Source organism: Streptomyces sp. NPDC016469, assembly GCF_040632905.1.
Taxonomy (GTDB): Bacteria; Actinomycetota; Actinomycetes; order Streptomycetales; family Streptomycetaceae; genus Streptomyces.
The window spans coordinates 23,850-39,678 of the sequence record NZ_JBEYCQ010000025.1 but is presented as its reverse complement, the minus strand read 5'-3'; the positions used below and the strand labels follow the sequence as shown (position 1 = coordinate 39,678).

Genomic DNA, 15,829 nt, shown 5'->3' with positions numbered 1-15,829 from the left:
TCTCTGGTCGCATCTGGTCGCATCGATTGCACCTGAGCATCTTTATCGCGGACCGTTGACTACCGTCACCCAAACGATACGCTCCAGGAGCGACAAGGGGGCGATCCTTCATGGACCCGAAAACCTCAGCGCACATCGACGGCTTCGCCAGGGAGCATCTCCCACCCGTGGAGCAGTGGCCGGACCTGCTCTTCGACCTGCCCGAGCTGCACTACCCGGACCGGCTCAACTGCGCCACCGAGCTCCTGGACCGCACGGCCGACCGCCTCGGCCCCGACCGCCCCGCCTTCCGCACGCCGGACGGCGGGGTGCTGAGTTACGGGGAGCTGCGGGACCTCGTGGACCGGATCGCCCATGTCCTCACCTCGGACCTGGGCGTCGTCCCCGGCAACCGCGTCCTGCTGCGCGGCCCCACCACGCCCCGGCTGGCCGCCTGCTGGCTGGCGGTGCTGAAGGCGGGCGCGGTCGCCGTCACCGTACTGGCGCAGCAGCGGGCGTCCGAGCTGGCCACGATCTGCTCGATCGCCCGGGTGAGCCACGCCCTGTGCGACGCGCGGTCGGTCGACGACCTCGCGCGGGCGCGGGTGCCCGGACTGCGGATCACGGCGTACGGGGGTGCGGCGCCGGACGACCTGCTGCGGCTGGCCGCCGCCCGGCCGGGCCCGTACCGGGCGGTGGACACCGCGTCGGACGACGTGGCGCTGATCGCGTTCACCTCGGGCACCACCGGCCGCCCCAAGGGCTGCATGCATCTGCACCGCGATGTGCTGGCCATCGCCGACACCTTCTCGCGGCACGTCCTGCGGCCCGGGCCCGACGACGTGTTCGCGGGCAGTCCGCCGCTCGGTTTCACCTTCGGCCTCGGGGGCCTGGTGGTGTTCCCGCTGCGGGTGGGCGCGTCGGCGCTGCTGCTCGAACAGGCCGGGCCGAAGCAGCTGCTGCCCGCCCTGGCGGAGCACCGCGTCTCCGTGCTGTTCACCGCGCCGACCGCGTACCGGGTGATGCTGGACCAGCTCGACGGGCACGACCTGTCGGCGCTGCGCCGCTGTGTCTCGGCGGGCGAGAACCTGCCGGAGACGACCTGGCACGCCTGGTACGAGCGGACCGGGCTGCGCATCATCAACGGCATCGGCGCGACGGAGCTGCTGCACATCTTCGTCTCGGCCGCCGACGACGCGATCCGCCCCGGCACCACGGGCGTCCCGGTCCCCGGCTGGCAGGCCCGCGTGGTGGACGCCGAGGGCGCGCCGGTGCCGGACGGGGAGCCCGGCCTGCTCGCCGTGCGCGGCCCGGTCGGCTGCCGCTACCTCGCGGACGAACGGCAGCGCGACTACGTACGGCACGGCTGGAACGTCACCGGTGACACCTATGTGCGCGACGCGGACGGCTACTTCCGGTACGTGGCCCGCGCCGACGACATGATCATCTCCTCCGGGTACAACATCGCGGGCCCCGAGGTCGAGGAGGCCCTGCTGCGCCACCCCGATGTGGCGGAGGCGGCGGTGGTGGGGCAGGCGGACGAGCTGCGCGGCCGGATCGTGGCGGCGTACGTGGTGGAGCGGGAGGGCGCCGCGCTGACGGCGGACCAGCTGCGGACGTTCATGCGGGCGGAGCTGGCCCCGCACAAGTGCCCCCGCCGCATCACGTTCCTGCCGGCCCTTCCCCGTACCGCCACGGGGAAACTGCAACGGTTCAGGCTCCGCGCGGGCGAACCCGGTGCGGCGGGGCCCGCCCCGGACCGAGAATGATCACATGGTCGAACCGCACACCCCCCGTTCGCTGATCGTCACCCTGTACGGGGCGTACGGCCGCACCCCCGGCGACGGGCCGATGCCGGTGGCCGGTCTGGTCCGGCTGCTCGGTGCCGTCGGCGTGGACGCCCCCGCCGTACGCTCGTCCGTCTCCCGGCTGAAGCGGCGCGGGCTGCTCGTCGCCGGGCGCACGGCGGACGGGGCGGCCGGATACGCACTGTCGGCGGACGCCCGCCAGCTCCTGGACGACGGCGACCGGCGCATCTACCGCCACCCGGACCCGCAGGTGGGGGACGGCTGGGTGCTGGCGGTGTTCTCGGTGCCCGAGGCGGAGCGCCACAAGCGGCACCTGCTGCGCTCGCGGCTGTCCCGGCTCGGGTTCGGCACCGCGGCCCCCGGGGTCTGGATCGCGCCGGCGGGGCTGCGCGACGAGACCCGGCACACCCTGGAACGGCTGGAACTCGCCCCGTACGTCGATCTGTTCCGGGGTGACCACCTGGGCTTCAGCGCGACCCGGGAGGCCGTCGCCCGCTGGTGGGACCTGGAGGCGGTGGCCCGGCTCCACCACGGCTTCCTGGAACGCCACGAACCGGTGCTCAGGACCTGGGAGGCGCGCGGCGACGCGGCGACGGACCCGGAGGCGGCCTACCGGGACTACCTGACGGCGCTGGACTCCTGGCGCCGGGTGCCCTATGCCGACCCGGGGCTGCCCGGAGAGCTGCTTCCCGACGAGTGGCCGGGCGCCAGGTCGGCCGAGGTGTTCCGGGCGCTGCACGAGCGGTTGCGGGACGCGGGGGCGGAGTTCGCGCACCGGATGACGGCCGGCCCGGAGCCTGACCATGGCTGAGGCGCCCGAGCCTCGCTGGCTGGTCGCGGCGAACGTCGTGCGGTGGCGGCGGTACGGGGAGCTGGGCCAGGAGTTCCGTTCCGGCACCAAGGCGTTCCGGCCGGGCGCGAAGGTCTACGTGGTCGACACCTACCCGGGGATGGGCAACGAGCAGCTGACGGCGGTCGGCCACGGCCGGCACACCGGGCACTGGATCACCATCGACACCGTCACGCGCCACCTGCATACGTTCCGGGCCCAGTTGGTGTACTCCCCCGCCGTGCTCCGGCGCTGCGCAGAGTGGATCGTGTGGACGCGCGAGGAGGCGCTGGAGTGGGCGGAGCAGCTGGAGCGGACCGCGCGCCTGGGCCGGAACACCCACCACGCGGCCCCGCATCCGGACCCGTGCCTGTGCCACGAGTGCCTGCCGGTCAGCCCAGAGTGAGGCGCGGCTTCGGGGCGTCGGTGCGGCCGGTCGGCGGGGTGCGGCTGCCGGCGCGGTACGGGAGGGGCCAGGGGGCGCCCGGTCCTGTGTAGCCCTGTTCGGCCGCCGCGTGGAGCGTCCAGTGCGGGTCGTAGAGGTGGGGGCGGGCCAGGGCGCAGAGGTCGGCCCGGCCCGCGAGGAGCAGGGAGTTGACGTCGTCCCAGGAGGAGATCGCGCCGACCGCGATCACCGGCACGCACAGGATGTTGCGGATGCGGTCGGCGTACGGGGTCTGGTAGGACCGCCCGTACTCGGGCCGCTCACCGGGGACGACCTGGCCGGTGGAGACGTCGATGGCGTCGGCCCCGTGCGCGACGAAAGCACGGGCGATCTCCACGGCGTCCTCGGCGGTGGTGCCGCCCTCCGCCCAGTCGGTGGCGGAGATCCGGACGGTCATCGGCCGGTCCTCGGGCCACAGCTCGCGCACCGCGTCGAAGACCTCCAGGGGGAAGCGGAGGCGGTGGGCGAGCGGTCCGCCGTAGGCGTCGGTGCGGTGGTTGGTGAGCGGCGAGAGGAAGCCGGAGAGCAGATAGCCGTGCGCGCAGTGCAGTTCGAGGAGGTCGAACCCGCAGGCGTCGGCGCGCCGGGCGGCGGCGGCGAACTGCTCCCGGACCTCCTCCAGCCCGGCCCGGTCCAGGGCGTGCGGGACCTGGTTGACCCCGGGGGCGTACGGCAGTGGCGAGGCGGCGGTCACCGGCCAGTTACCGCGGTCCAGGGGCTGGTCGATGCCCTCCCACATGAGCTTGGTGGAGCCCTTGCGGCCCGAGTGGCCGAGCTGGACGCCGATGGCGGTGCCGGGGGACGCGGTGTGCACGAAGCCGGTGACCCGGGCCCAGGCGGCCGCCTGTTCGTCGGTGTAGAGGCCGGTGCAGCCGGGGGTGATGCGGCCCTCGGGGCTGACGCAGACCATCTCCGTCATGACGAGCCCGGCGCCGCCCAGCGCCCGTGCGCCGAGGTGGACGAGGTGGAAGTCGCCGGGGACGCCGTCGGTGGCCGAGTACATGTCCATCGGCGAGACGACGACGCGGTTGCGCAGTTCCAGGCCGCGCAGCCGCAGCGGCGTGAACATCGGCGGGGTGCCCGGCGGGCAGCCGAACTCCTCCTCCACCCCGGCCGTGAACGCCGGATCGCGCAGCCGGAGGTTGTCGTGGGTGACGCGGCGGCTGCGGGTGAGGAGGTTGAACGCGAACTGCCGGGGCGGCTGGTCCACGTGCCGGCTCAGCTCCTCGAACCAGCGCAGGCTGGCCGCCGCCGCGCGCTGCGTCGACTCCACGACGGGCCGCCGCTCGCTCTCGTAGGCGGCGAGCGCGGCGGGCAGCGAGGGCTGCTCCTCGACGCAGGCGGCGAGCGCGAGGGCGTCCTCCACGGCGAGCTTGGTGCCGGAGCCGATGGAGAAGTGCGCGGTGTGCGCGGCGTCCCCGATGAGGACGGTGTTCCCGTGCGACCAGTGCGCGTTGACGACGGTACGGAAGGTGAGCCAGGCGGAGTTGTTGGAACGCAGCGGCCGGTGGCCGAGGGCGCCCGCGAAGACCTTGGCGCACTGGCGGATGGATTCGGCCGGGTTGGGTGCGTCGAAGCCGGCCGCGCGCCACACCTCCTCCCGCATCTCGACGATGACGGTGGAAGCGTCCCGTGAGAACGGGTAGGCGTGGAGCTGCATCACGCCGTACCCGGTCTCGGCGATCTCGAAGCGGAAGGCGTCGAGGGCGAAGTCGGCGGCGAGCCAGATGTAGCGGCAGCGGTGTCCGGTGATCCGGGGCCGGAAGCTCTCCGCGTGGGCGTCGCGGGTGGCGCTGTGCACGCCGTCGGCGGCGATGACCAGGTCGTGCGTGGCGGCGAGTTCGGCGGCGGGCGGGGCCTGGGTACGGAAGCGGAGGTCGACGCCGAGCCCGGCGCAGCGTCCGTGCAGGATCTCCAGGAGCCGGCGGCGGCCGAGCGCGGCGAAGCCGTGGCCGCCGGAGGTCTGGGTGTGGCCCCGGTGCACGATGTCGATGTCGTCCCAGCGGACGAACTCGCGCTGGAGGGCACGGTGCACGACCGGGTCGGCGTGTTCGATGCCGCCGAGGGTCTCGTCGGAGAGGACGACGCCGAAGCCGAAGGTGTCGTCGGGGGCGTTGCGCTCCCAGAGGGTGATCTCGCGGTCCGGGCCGAGGCGTTTGAGCAGCGCGGCCGCGTAGAGCCCGCCGGGCCCGCCGCCGATGACCGCGATCCGGTGCAGGCCGGGGCCCGGGGCGGTCACTTGCCGCGCCAGGCGGGCGGCCGCTTCTCGCTGAACGCGGCGTGGAATTCGGCGTAGTCCTCGCCGTGCATCAGGAGGGCCTGGGTCGCGGCGTCCATCTCGACGGCGGCGGCGAGCGGCATGTCCAGCTCGGCGGTGAGCAGCGCCTTGGTCTGGGCGAGGGCGAGCGCGGGCCCGTCCGCGAGGCGGCGGGCGAGCGCGGCGGCGGCCTCGTCGGCGTCGCCCTCGTCGGTGAGCTCGCTGATCAGGCCGATCCGTTCGGCCTCGGGGGCGCGGACCGGTTCGCCGAGCATCAGGAGCCGGGTGGCGTGACCGAGACCGACGACCCGGGGCAGCAGATAGGCCGCGCCCATGTCGCCGCCGGAGAGCCCGACCCGGGTGAAGAGGAAGGCGAACCGGGCGGTGGGGTCGGCGACGCGGAAGTCGGCGGCGAGGGCGAGGACGGCGCCGGCCCCGGCGGCCACCCCGTGCACCGAGGCGACGACGGGGAAGGGGCACTCGCGGACCGCGCGGACGACCTGGCCGGTCATCCGGTTGAAGTCCAGGAGCTGGGCGGTGTCCATCGCGAGGGTCGCGCCGATGATCTCGTCCACGTCGCCGCCGGAGCAGAAGCCGCGCCCCTCACCGGCCAGCACCAGGGCCCGCACGGAGCGCTCCCGGGCCAGCTCGGCCAGCAGGTCGCGGAGGTCGGCGTAGGCGCCGAAGGTCAGGGCGTTGAGCTTCTCGGGCCGGGCGAGGGTGACGGTGGCGACGCCGTCCTCGACGGTGACCCGCAGGTGGCGCCAGTGCTGCGTACGCGGTGCGGAGCCGGTGAACGGGCTCATGGCGGGGTATCCCCTTCAGCCGTCGCTGCTGCCTGGCCCCGAATTTATCACCGTTGCGTGACTCCCGTCACGAGTACGCGATACACCGTCGCGTGCCCGTCCAGTGACGAATGTCCCCAAGGTCCCGGGCGGCAGGCCCTTGCCCGCGTCGCGCCGCTTCGTAAGGTGGAGTCGAGAAAGTCTTGAGCGCGGAACCGTCTGAGCCCAGGACCCCCCGCGCTCACCCGAACGGAAACCCTCGTGCTCCCCGACGGACCGCCACGCCCCTCCTGGCGCATCTCCCTGCCGCACTCCACGGCCGCCGTGCCGATCGCCCGGGCGCTGATCCGCTCGGTGCTGACGGACATCGACGCCCCCGCCGACAGCGACACCGCCGAACTGCTGACCGCCGAGCTGGTCGCCAACGCGGTGGAGCACACCCCGGGCGACGAGCCCATAGAGCTGGTGGTCGAGCTGCTTCCGGCCGGCTGCCAGGTGGAGGTGCACGACGGCGACCCGGCCCCGCCCGGCGATCTGTCCCGCCCCGAGCCGGATGACGTACCGGACCCGTGGCAGGAGCACGGCCGGGGCCTGCTGCTGATCCGCACGCTCAGCTCGTCCTGCGGTCACCGCCCGACCGACCGCGGCAAGGCGGTCTGGTTCCGGCTGCCGCCCGTACAGCCTTAGGAGCCCTGGGCCAGCCGGGAGCGGCGGTGCCCGTAGACGGCGTACACGAGGGCACCGGCCGCGAGGAACACCGCGAACTGGACCCAGGTCGTCCAGCCGGTGCCGTACATCAGGTAGAGGCAGAAGCCGATCCCGATGAGCGGGCTCAGCGGGTAGAGCGGGACCCGGAAGGAGCCGCGCACCTCGGGGTTGCGGCGGCGCAGCACGAGGACGGCGGCGTTGACGGCGACCATGGTGGCGAGCGTGCCGATGGTGGTCAGGTTCACCACCATGTCGAGCGAGGAGAAGGCCGCCGGGACCGCGAAGACGACGGCGACGATCCAGGTGTTGGCGACCGGGGTCGCGGTACGCGGCGAGACCCGTTCGAAGACCCTCGGGACCAGGCCGTCGCGGGACATCGACATCAGGATGCGGGTCTGCCCGTACATCACCGCGAGGACCACCGAGGCGATGGCGACGACCGCGCCGAAGGCGATGATGCCGCCGCCCACGGAGGAGCCGGTGACCTGGTCGACGATCAGCGAGAGCGCGGCGGGCTTGTCGGAGACGGCGTCCGGGCCGAGGGCGCCGATCGCGGCGAGGGCGACCGCGCAGTAGAGCAGCGTGACCAGGCCGATGCAGATCATGATCGCGAGCGGGATGTTGCGCCGGGGGTTCTTGACCTCCTCCCCGGCGGTGGTGATCGCGTCGAAGCCGATGTACGAGAAGAACGCCAGGGAGGCGCCCGCGGTGACACCGCCCGCGCCGTGGGTGGCGAACGGGGCGAGGTTGCCGCGCTCGAACGCGGTGAACGCGATGACGCAGAACAGGGCGAGGACGACCAGCTTGAGGACGGCCATCGCGGCGGTGGCGCCCGCGCTCTCCCGGACGCCGCGCACCAGCAGCGTCGCGGCCATCATGACCACGATCACGGCGGGCAGGTTGATCACGCCGCCGTCCGCCGGGCCCGCGGAGAGCGCGGCGGGCAGCTGGTGGCCGAAGAGGCTGTCGAGGAGTTCGTTGACGTACTGGCTCCAGCCGACCGCGACGGCGGAGACCGAGACGCCGTACTCCAGGAGCAGGCACCAGCCGACGAGAAAGGCGAGGCGTTCGCCGAGCGTGGCGTAGGCGAAGGAGTACGAGCTGCCGGAGACGGGAATGGCGCTGCCCAGCTCGGCGAAGGAGAACGCCGTGAAGACACAGGTGACAGCGGCGAGGACGAAGGAGACCACGACGGCGGGCCCGGCCTCCGCCACGCTGTCGGACAGGCCCACGAAGATGCCGGTCCCGACGACCGCGCCGACCCCGAAGCAGACCAGCTGGAACAGGCCCATGGTGCGCTTGAGGCCGTGCCCCTCCAGGTCGGCGCCCGATTCGGCGATCAGCCGGTGCGGGTCCTTGACGCGGTGCGGGGGGCCGGGAAGGCGCAGTGGGCTCACGGCGGTGTCTCATTTCCGGTGGTACGCGTGGGGGGGGAGGCGCGGCTCGGGCGGTGGGGGCCGTCCCGCGCACGAAAAGGGGGTTCGAGCGTGCGAGCTCGAACCCCACCAATCGGCACCATCATAGACACCTGTCCGCATATTCACCCAATTGGCTGCATGAACATGCGGGGCCGCCGGGCCGCTAACCGGCCATCGTCGCCACGAGCACGGCCTTGATGGTGTGCATGCGGTTCTCCGCCTCGTCGAAGACGACGGAGTGCTCGGACTCGAACACCTCGTCGCTGACCTCCAGCTCGCTCAGCCCGTGCCGCTCGTGGATCTCGCGCGCCACCCCGGTGCCGAGGTCGTGGTACGCGGGCAGGCAGTGCATGAACTTCACCCCGGCGTTCCCGGTCGCCCGCAGGACGTCCATCGTGACGGCGTACGGCACGAGGGCCGCGATGCGCGCGTCCCAGACCTCCTTGGGCTCGCCCATCGAGACCCAGACGTCGGTGGCGACGAAGTCCGCGCCGCGCACACCCTCGGCCACGTCCTCGGTGAGCGTGACCCGGGCGCCGGACACCTCGGCGAGCGCACGGGCCTCGGCGACGACCGTCTCGGCCGGCCAGTACGCCTTGGGCGCGACGATGCGCACGTCCATGCCCAGCAGGGCGCCGGTGACGAGGTAGGAGTTGCCCATGTTGAAGCGGGCGTCGCCGAGGTAGGCGAACGCGATCTCCTCCAGTGGCTTCTCACTGTGCTCGGTCATCGTCAGCACGTCGGCGAGCATCTGGGTCGGGTGCCAGTCGTCGGTCAGCCCGTTGAACACCGGCACCCCGGCGTACGCGGCCAGCTCCTCGACGGCCGCCTGGCTGTCGCCCCGGTACTCGATCCCGTCGAACATCCGGCCGAGGACGCGCGCGGTGTCCTTGACCGACTCCTTGTGCCCCATCTGGGAGCCGGAGGGGTCGAGGTACGTGGTCGAGGCGCCCTGGTCGGCGGCGGCGACCTCGAACGCGCACCGGGTGCGGGTCGACGTCTTCTCGAAGATCAGCGCGATGTTCCGGCCGCGCAGCCGCTGCGTCTCCGTGCCCGACTTCTTGGCGGCCTTGAGCTCGGCGGCCAGCTCGATCAGGCCGCGGAACTCCGCGGCCGTGAAGTCCAGCTCCTTGAGGAAGTGGCGGCCTGCGAGGTCTATGGCCATGGTGACTGCTCCTGGGTCGGGCGGGGGGACGCATACCGTAACGCTGGAACCCTATACGACGCAATGCATCGCTATACAGCGCCGTCTCGCGGTACGGACCCCGTCGCCCGTCAGACCGCGTCCCGCACGACCGGGCAGCTCATGCAGCGCGGACCGCCCCGGCCCCGGCCCAGCTCGCTGCCCCGGATCTCGATGACCTCGATGCCCTGCCGGCGCAGATGCGTGTTGGTGGTGGCGTTGCGCTCGTACGCGACGACGACCCCGGGTTCGACGGCCAGCACGTTGCAGCCGTCGTCCCACTGCTCCCGCTCGGCCGCGTGCACGTCCTGGGTCGCGGTGAGCACCCGGATCGAGCCGAGACCGAGCGCCTGGGCGATGGCGGTGTGCATCTGCTCGGGCGGGTGGTCGGTGACCTTGAGGTCGCGCGGCCCGTCGCCGGGCTCGATCGTGTACGAGCGGAGCATGCCGAGGCCCGCGTACTTGGTGAAGGTGTCCCCGTCGACCATGGTCATCACGGTGTCCAGGTGCATGAAGGCGCGGCTCTTGGGCATGTCCAGCGCCACGATGGTCCGGGCCGAGCCGGCGTCGAAGAGCCCCCGGGCCAGCATCTCCACGGCCTGCGGGGTGGTGCGTTCGCTCATCCCGATGAGCACGGCGCCGTTGCCGATGACGAGGACGTCGCCGCCCTCGATGGTGGAGGGGTAGTCGTCCTGCCCCTCGGACCAGTGGTGGAAGGCGCCCGCCTCCGGGCCGGTGAACAGCGGGTGGTGACGGTAGATCGCCTCGAAGTGGACCGTCTCGCGCTGCCGGGCCGGCCAGCGCATCGCGTTGATCGAGACACCGTCGTAGATCCACGCCGAGGTGTCGCGCGTGAACAGGTGGTTGGGGAGCGGCCCGAGCAGGAAGTCGTCCAGGTCCATGACGTGGAAGCGGACGGAGACCGGCTCCTTGTGCCGTTCCAGGAACTCCCGCTTGGTCATCCCGCCGACCAGCGCCTCGCACAACTCGGCCGAGGTCAACTCCTCGAAGGCGGCCCGCAGGTGCTCGGTGGCGAGCGGGCCGTACTCCTTCTCGGCGAAGACCCGGTCCAGCACGAGCCGCCGGGCGACCGGGATCTCCAGCGCCTCGCGCAGCAGGTCGCCGAAGAGGTGCACCTCGACGCCCCGGTCCCGCAGCACGTCCGCGAAGCCGTCGTGCTCCTGCCGGGCCCGGCGCACCCAGAGCACGTCGTCGAAGAGCAGCGCGTCCTTGTTGCTCGGCGTGAGCCGTTTCAGTTCCAGATCGGGGCGGTGCAGGATGACGCGGCGCAGCCGCCCGGCCTCGGAGTCGACATGGAATCCCATGCCCACATCCTCACCGCGCGGCGCGCCGTTCACCCGGCGAATCGCCAGCTTGTTCTGCCGGTGCTCTCAGAGCCGGGGGTCCACCGGCTCGGACTCCAGCGCCAGGACGGCGAACACCGCTTCGTGGACCCGCCACAGCGGCTCCCCGTCCGCGAGCCGGTCCAGGGCCTCCAGGCCGAGGGCGTACTCGCGCAGGGCCAGCGAGCGCTTGTGGCCGAGGAAGCGGCCGCGCAGCCGGTCCAGGTTGTCCGGGCGGGTGTACTCGGGGCCGTAGATGATCCGCAGGTACTCCCGGCCGCGCACCTTGATCCCGGGCTGCACCAGGCGTCCCTTGCCGTCCCGGACAAGCGCGCCGAGCGGCTTGACGACCATGCCCTCGCCGCCCCGGCCGGTCATCTCCAGCCACCAGTCGACGCCCGCCCGGACCGACGCCTCGTCGGCGGTGTCCACGACGAGCCGACGGGTGACCTGGAGCAGCCCGGTGGGGTCGTGCTCCACCAGCCGGTCCAGCCAGGCCAGCTGCTCGTCGTGCGGTACGGAGGCGAGGGAGCGGCCCTGTACGGCGAGGATCTGGAACGGCGCGAGGCGCACGCCGTCCAGCCCGTCGGTGCCCCAGCAGTAGCGCCGGTACGCCTGCGTGAACGCCGCCGCGTCCCCGGCCCGCTCCCGCTGCCGGTCCGCGAGCGCGCCCACGTCGACGCCGCGCGCGGCGGCCGCGGCCAGGGCCCCGGTGGCGGCGGGGAACACCGCGCCGGAGGCGGCGCCCACGGCCGCGTACTGCGAGCGGAGCAGGCCGTGTGCCTTCAGCGACCAGGGCATCAGCTCGGCGTCGAGCAGCACCCAGTCGGTGCCCCACTCGTCCCACAGCCCGGCCGCGGTCACGGCCGCGCGCAGCCGCCCGAGCACCGTCTCGGTGAGCGCGGTGTCGTCGAGGAACGGGCGGCCCGTGCGGGTGTACAGCGCACCGGTGGGCCCGCCGTCGCCGGCGTCCGCGGTACCGAAGCGCTCCCGGGCCGCGGCGGCGTCCTTGCAGACCAGGGCCACGGCGCGGGAGCCCATGTGCTTCTCCTCGCACACGACCTTCGCCACGCCGGCGGCCCGGTACTCGCCGAACGCCTCGGCCGGGTGCTCCAGGTAGCCGTCCTCGTGCGAGGTGGCGGTGGGCGCCATGGTCGGCGGCAGGTAGGGCAGCAGCCGGGGGTCGACCGCGAACCGGCTCATGACCTCCAGGGCGGCGGCCGCGTTCTCCTCGCGGACGGCGAGGCGGCCCATGTGCCGGGTCTCCACGATGCGGCGGCCTTGCACGTCGTCCAGGTCGAGCGGCCGGCCCTCCCGGCCCCCGGGCGCCTCGGTCTCCAGCGGCTTCACCGGCTCGTACCAGACCTGCTCCGCCGGTACGTCGACGAGCTCGCGCTCCGGCCAGCGCAGCGCGGTCATCCTCCCGCCGAAGACGGCACCGGTGTCCAGGCAGATGGTGTTGTTGATCCACGAGGTGCTGGGCACGGGCGTGTGGCCGTAGACCACGGCGGCGCGGCCCCGGTAGTCCTCCGCCCACGGGTAGCGCACGGGCAGCCCGAACTCATCGGTCTCGCCGGTGGTCTCCCCGTACAGCGCGTGCGAGCGGACCCGGCCGGAGGTGCGGCCGTGGTACTTCTCGGGCAGCCCGGCGTGGCAGACGACGAGCCGGCCGCCGTCCAGCACGTAGTGGCTGACGAGCCCGTCGATGAACGCGCCGACCTGCTTGCGGAACTCCGGGTCCTTCGCGTCCTCCCGTTCCAGCTGCTCGACGGTCTCGGCGAGGCCGTGGGTGAGCTGCACCTTGCGGCCCTTGAGGTAGCGGCCGAGTTTGTTCTCGTGGTTGCCCGGGACGCACAGCGCGTTCCCCTCGGCGACCATCGACATCACGCGGCGCAGGACGCCGGGGCTGTCGGGGCCGCGGTCGACCAGGTCGCCGACGAAGACCGCGGTGCGGCCCTCGGGGTGGGCGCCGTCCACGTATCCCAGCTTGCCGAGGAGGGTGTCCAGCTCGGAGCGGCAGCCGTGGATGTCCCCGATGATGTCGAACGGGCCGGTGAGGTGGCGCAGGTCGTTGAAGCGGCGCTCCAGGACCACTTCGGCCTGGTCGACCTCATCCTCGGAGCGCAGGATGTGCACCTTGCGGAAGCCCTCGCGCTCCAGGCCGCGCAGGGAGCGGCGCAGCTCGCGGCGGTGGCGCTGGATGACGTGGCGGGGCATGTCGGCGCGGTCCGGGCGGGCCGCGTTGCGGGCGAGGCAGACCTCTTCGGGCAGGTCGAGCACGATGGCGATGGGCAGCACGTCGTACTCCCGGGCCACGCGTACGAGCTGGCGCCGGGCCTCCGGCTGCACGTTCGTGGCGTCCACGACGGTCAGCCGGCCGGCGGCGAGGCGCTTGCCCGCGATGTAGTGCAGGACGTCGAAGGCGTCCTTGCTGGCGCTCTGGTCGTTCTCGTCGTCGGCCACGAGGCCCCGGCAGAAGTCCGAGGAGATGACTTCGGTCGGCTTGAAGTGCCGCCGCGCGAAGGTGGACTTGCCGGACCCGCTCGCCCCGATGAGCACGACGAGGGAGAGGTCGGTGACGGGGAGGGTGCGGTGCGGGGCGCGCCCGGTGTCGTTGGTGGTCATGCGGCTTTCGCCTCCTTCTCGGTCTCGTCGGTGGTGGCTGTCGTGGCGGTGCCGGCGGTGAACACGGCCATCTGGGTGGGCGGGCCGACCTCGGGGTCGTCCGGGCCGACGGGCACGAACTCCACGCCGTACCCGTGCCGTCCGGCCACCGCCTCGGCCCAGGCCCGGAATTCGGCCCGGGTCCACTCGAAGCGGTGGTCGCCGTGGCGGGTGTGGCCGGCCGGGAGGGTCTCCCAGCGGACGTTGTACTCGACGTTGGGCGTGGTCACGAGCACCGTGCGGGGGCGCGCGGAGCCGAACACGGCGAATTCCAGGGCGGGCAGCCGCTCCGGGTCCAGGTGCTCGATGACCTCGCTGAGCACCGCGGCGTCGTACCCCTTGAGCCGCTTGTCCGTGTAGGTGAGCGAGCCCTGGCGCAGCGTCACGCGGGCCGCCTGCCGCTCCCCCATCCGGTCCAGCTTCAGCCGGCGCGAGGCGATCGTCAGGGCGCGCATGGACACGTCGAGGCCGACGATCTCCGTGAAGCGCGGGTCCTTCAGCAGTGCCTGCACCAACTGCCCCTGTCCGCAGCCCAGGTCGAGCACCCGGCCCGCCCCGGCCGCGGTGAGCGCGGCCAGGATCGCGTCGCGGCGCCGCACGGCCAGCGGCACCGGCCGCTCCTCCGTGTCGGAGCCCTCGTCCACGGCGTTGTCGAGGCTCTCGACGTCGAGGTCGTCCGCCTCCGCGAGCCGCACCAGTTCCAGCCGCTCCATCGCCTGCCGGGTCAGTCCCCAGCGCCGCGCGAGATACCGGCTGGTGATGAGCTTGTGCTCGGGGTGCTCGGCCAGCCACCCCTCGCCCGCCCGCAACAGCTTGTCGACCTCGTCCGGCGCCACCCAGTAGTGCTTGGCGTCGTCCAGCACCGGCAGCAGCACGTACAGCTGGCGCAGTGCGTCGGCGAGCCGCAGCTCGCCTTCGAGCACCAGCCGTACGTACCGCGAGTCGCCCCAGTCCGGGAACGTCTCGTCCAGCGGTACGGCCTCCGCCTCCACCCGCGTCCATCCGAGCGGACCGAAGAGCTTGCGCACCAGCTCGGCACCACCACGGGCCGGCAGGGCGGGCACTTCGATCCGCAGCTCCAGGGGGGCCGCCGCCCGCTCCGGCATCGCCTTGCAGGCACCGCTCAGCGCGGACTTGAAGACGGTGCTCATCGCGACGGACAGCAGCGAGGATGCCGCGTAGGGGCGGTCGTTGACGTACTGCGCGAGCGCCGCGTCGGGCGCCCCGCCCCGGCCCTTGCCCTTCCCCTTGCGCACCAGGGCAATGGGATCGACCTCCAGCAGCAGGGCCGCCGTGCACCGCTCCGCGGACGCCTCGGGGTAGAAGACGTGCGCGGTGCCGTGGGAGGTGGAGAACGCCTGCGCCCGCTCGGGATGCTTGTGCAGCAGAAACCCGAGGTCGGTGGCGGGACGTTCCGGGGAGCCGGTTGTACTGATCGTCAGGAACACACGTTTGAGTATGATCCGCCCGTCCTCCTCCCACCAGGCAATTTCCATGTCCAGCCCCCAGCACTCACACCGAGCTTCCAGGAGGCTCCATGCTCATCGGCCCGTCGGTGCCGGCCGCCGCGAGGCGTCACTCGGTCGGCCTGCGCCGGGACGGCACCGTGCTCACCGCCGGCAGCGGTCTCGCCACCGCCGAGTGCCGTGTCGGCCGGTGGGACGGCGTGGTCTCGGTCGCGGCGGGCAACGTCCACACCGCGAGGAACACGGGCAGATCCCATACGGTGGGCCTCCGTTCGGACGGCACGGTACTGGCGACGGGGTGGAACGGCGACGGGCAGTGCGACGTGTCCGGCTGGCGAGGCGTTACGGCCGTGGCCGCCGGCTGGCGCCGCACGCTCGGGCTGCTCGGGAACGGCCTTGTGGTGGCGGCGGGCCGGGGCGCGGAGGGGCAGTGCGATGTGGGGCCCTGGCGCGAGGTGGTCGCCCTCTCGTGCGGTGACTGGCACTCGGTCGGCGTCCGGGCGGACGGTTCCGCGGTGGCCACGGGGAACAACCGGCGCGGGCAGTGCGCCTTGGAGGAATGGCGCGGCCTGGCCGCCGTCTCGGCCGGGTACCTCCACACCGTCGCCCTCGGAGCCGACGGGCGCGCCCTGGCCACCGGCGACCGGGCGACCGGGGCATGCGAGGTGGGCGAGTGGGAGGACGTGGTGGGGCTGGACGCGGGCAGCTGCCACACCGTCGGGGTCACCTCCTCCGGACGGGTCCTCGCGGTGGGCGACAACAGCTGCGGACAGTGCGAGGTCGGCGGCTGGCGCGACATCGTCGCCGTGGCGGCGGGGTCGACGCACACGCTCGGCCTGCGCACCGACGGCACGGTCGTCAGCACGGGGAACAACGCGGACGGGCAGTGCGAGGTCGCCGCCTGGTCCGGCATCCGCCTGCGGTAACCCCTCGGGCCATGCCCC

Annotated in this window: 12 protein-coding genes; 5 read left to right on the top strand and 7 right to left on the bottom strand. The window is 73.0% G+C overall.

What is annotated here, in order from left to right:
* Positions 1 to 110: 110 nt before the first annotated feature.
* The 3 genes from ABZ565_RS25840 to ABZ565_RS25830 are packed head-to-tail and all read left to right on the top strand — an operon-like array spanning position 111 to position 3,022.
* Complete coding sequence (locus ABZ565_RS25840; protein ID WP_361031409.1) at positions 111 to 1,748, top strand: AMP-binding protein; 1,638 nt, start codon at positions 111 to 113, stop codon at positions 1,746 to 1,748.
* Positions 1,749 to 1,752: 4 nt separating this feature from the next.
* Positions 1,753 to 2,598 (top strand): PaaX family transcriptional regulator C-terminal domain-containing protein, encoded by an 846-nt coding sequence (locus tag ABZ565_RS25835; protein WP_361031406.1) that lies wholly within the window; start codon positions 1,753 to 1,755, stop codon positions 2,596 to 2,598.
* Complete coding sequence (locus ABZ565_RS25830) at positions 2,591 to 3,022, top strand: hypothetical protein (RefSeq protein ID WP_361031403.1); 432 nt, start codon at positions 2,591 to 2,593, stop codon at positions 3,020 to 3,022. Before ABZ565_RS25835 ends, ABZ565_RS25830 begins: the two co-directional genes overlap by 8 nt.
* On the opposite strand, the gene ABZ565_RS25825 is transcribed toward ABZ565_RS25830, so the two are convergent.
* Both ABZ565_RS25825 and ABZ565_RS25820 read right to left on the bottom strand, forming a co-directional pair.
* A complete protein-coding gene (locus tag ABZ565_RS25825; protein WP_361031400.1) occupies positions 3,009 to 5,300 on the bottom strand; it encodes a bifunctional salicylyl-CoA 5-hydroxylase/oxidoreductase in 2,292 nt (763 codons plus the stop codon). The genes ABZ565_RS25830 and ABZ565_RS25825 overlap by 14 nt on opposite strands.
* A complete protein-coding gene (locus tag ABZ565_RS25820; protein ID WP_361031398.1) occupies positions 5,297 to 6,124 on the bottom strand; it encodes an enoyl-CoA hydratase family protein in 828 nt (275 codons plus the stop codon). Before ABZ565_RS25820 ends, ABZ565_RS25825 begins: the two co-directional genes overlap by 4 nt.
* A 240-nt stretch (positions 6,125 to 6,364) precedes the next feature.
* On the opposite strand from ABZ565_RS25820, the gene ABZ565_RS25815 reads away from it, so the two are divergent.
* Positions 6,365 to 6,790, top strand: coding sequence for an ATP-binding protein (locus ABZ565_RS25815; protein ID WP_361031395.1), 426 nt, complete (start codon positions 6,365 to 6,367; stop codon positions 6,788 to 6,790).
* Here ABZ565_RS25815 and ABZ565_RS25810 read toward each other — a convergent pair.
* From ABZ565_RS25810 to ABZ565_RS25790, 5 genes are all read right to left on the bottom strand, one after another.
* Entirely contained in the window at positions 6,787 to 8,208 is a 1,422-nt protein-coding gene (locus tag ABZ565_RS25810) for an amino acid permease (RefSeq protein ID WP_361031392.1), read from the bottom strand. The two genes, ABZ565_RS25815 and ABZ565_RS25810, sit on opposite strands and share 4 nt — an antisense overlap.
* A gap of 184 nt (positions 8,209 to 8,392) precedes the next feature.
* On the bottom strand, positions 8,393 to 9,394 hold the full coding sequence (argF, locus tag ABZ565_RS25805; RefSeq protein ID WP_361031389.1) for an ornithine carbamoyltransferase: 1,002 nt from the start codon (positions 9,392 to 9,394) through the stop codon (positions 8,393 to 8,395).
* Positions 9,395 to 9,504: 110 nt separating this feature from the next.
* Positions 9,505 to 10,737, bottom strand: coding sequence for an arginine deiminase (locus ABZ565_RS25800; RefSeq protein ID WP_361031386.1), 1,233 nt, complete (start codon positions 10,735 to 10,737; stop codon positions 9,505 to 9,507).
* A 66-nt stretch (positions 10,738 to 10,803) separates the two neighbouring features.
* Positions 10,804 to 13,380, bottom strand: a complete 2,577-nt coding sequence (locus ABZ565_RS25795; protein WP_361031383.1) for a polynucleotide kinase-phosphatase — start codon at positions 13,378 to 13,380, stop codon at positions 10,804 to 10,806.
* The gene (locus ABZ565_RS25790; RefSeq protein ID WP_361031380.1) at positions 13,377 to 14,867 is read right to left on the bottom strand and encodes a 3' terminal RNA ribose 2'-O-methyltransferase Hen1; all 1,491 of its coding nucleotides are present in this window, start codon (positions 14,865 to 14,867) and stop codon (positions 13,377 to 13,379) included. Before ABZ565_RS25790 ends, ABZ565_RS25795 begins: the two co-directional genes overlap by 4 nt.
* Before the next feature lie 89 nt (positions 14,868 to 14,956).
* Between ABZ565_RS25790 and ABZ565_RS25785 the strand changes: the two genes are divergently transcribed.
* Complete coding sequence (locus ABZ565_RS25785; RefSeq protein ID WP_361031377.1) at positions 14,957 to 15,811, top strand: chromosome condensation regulator; 855 nt, start codon at positions 14,957 to 14,959, stop codon at positions 15,809 to 15,811.
* Positions 15,812 to 15,829 lie beyond the last annotated feature (18 nt).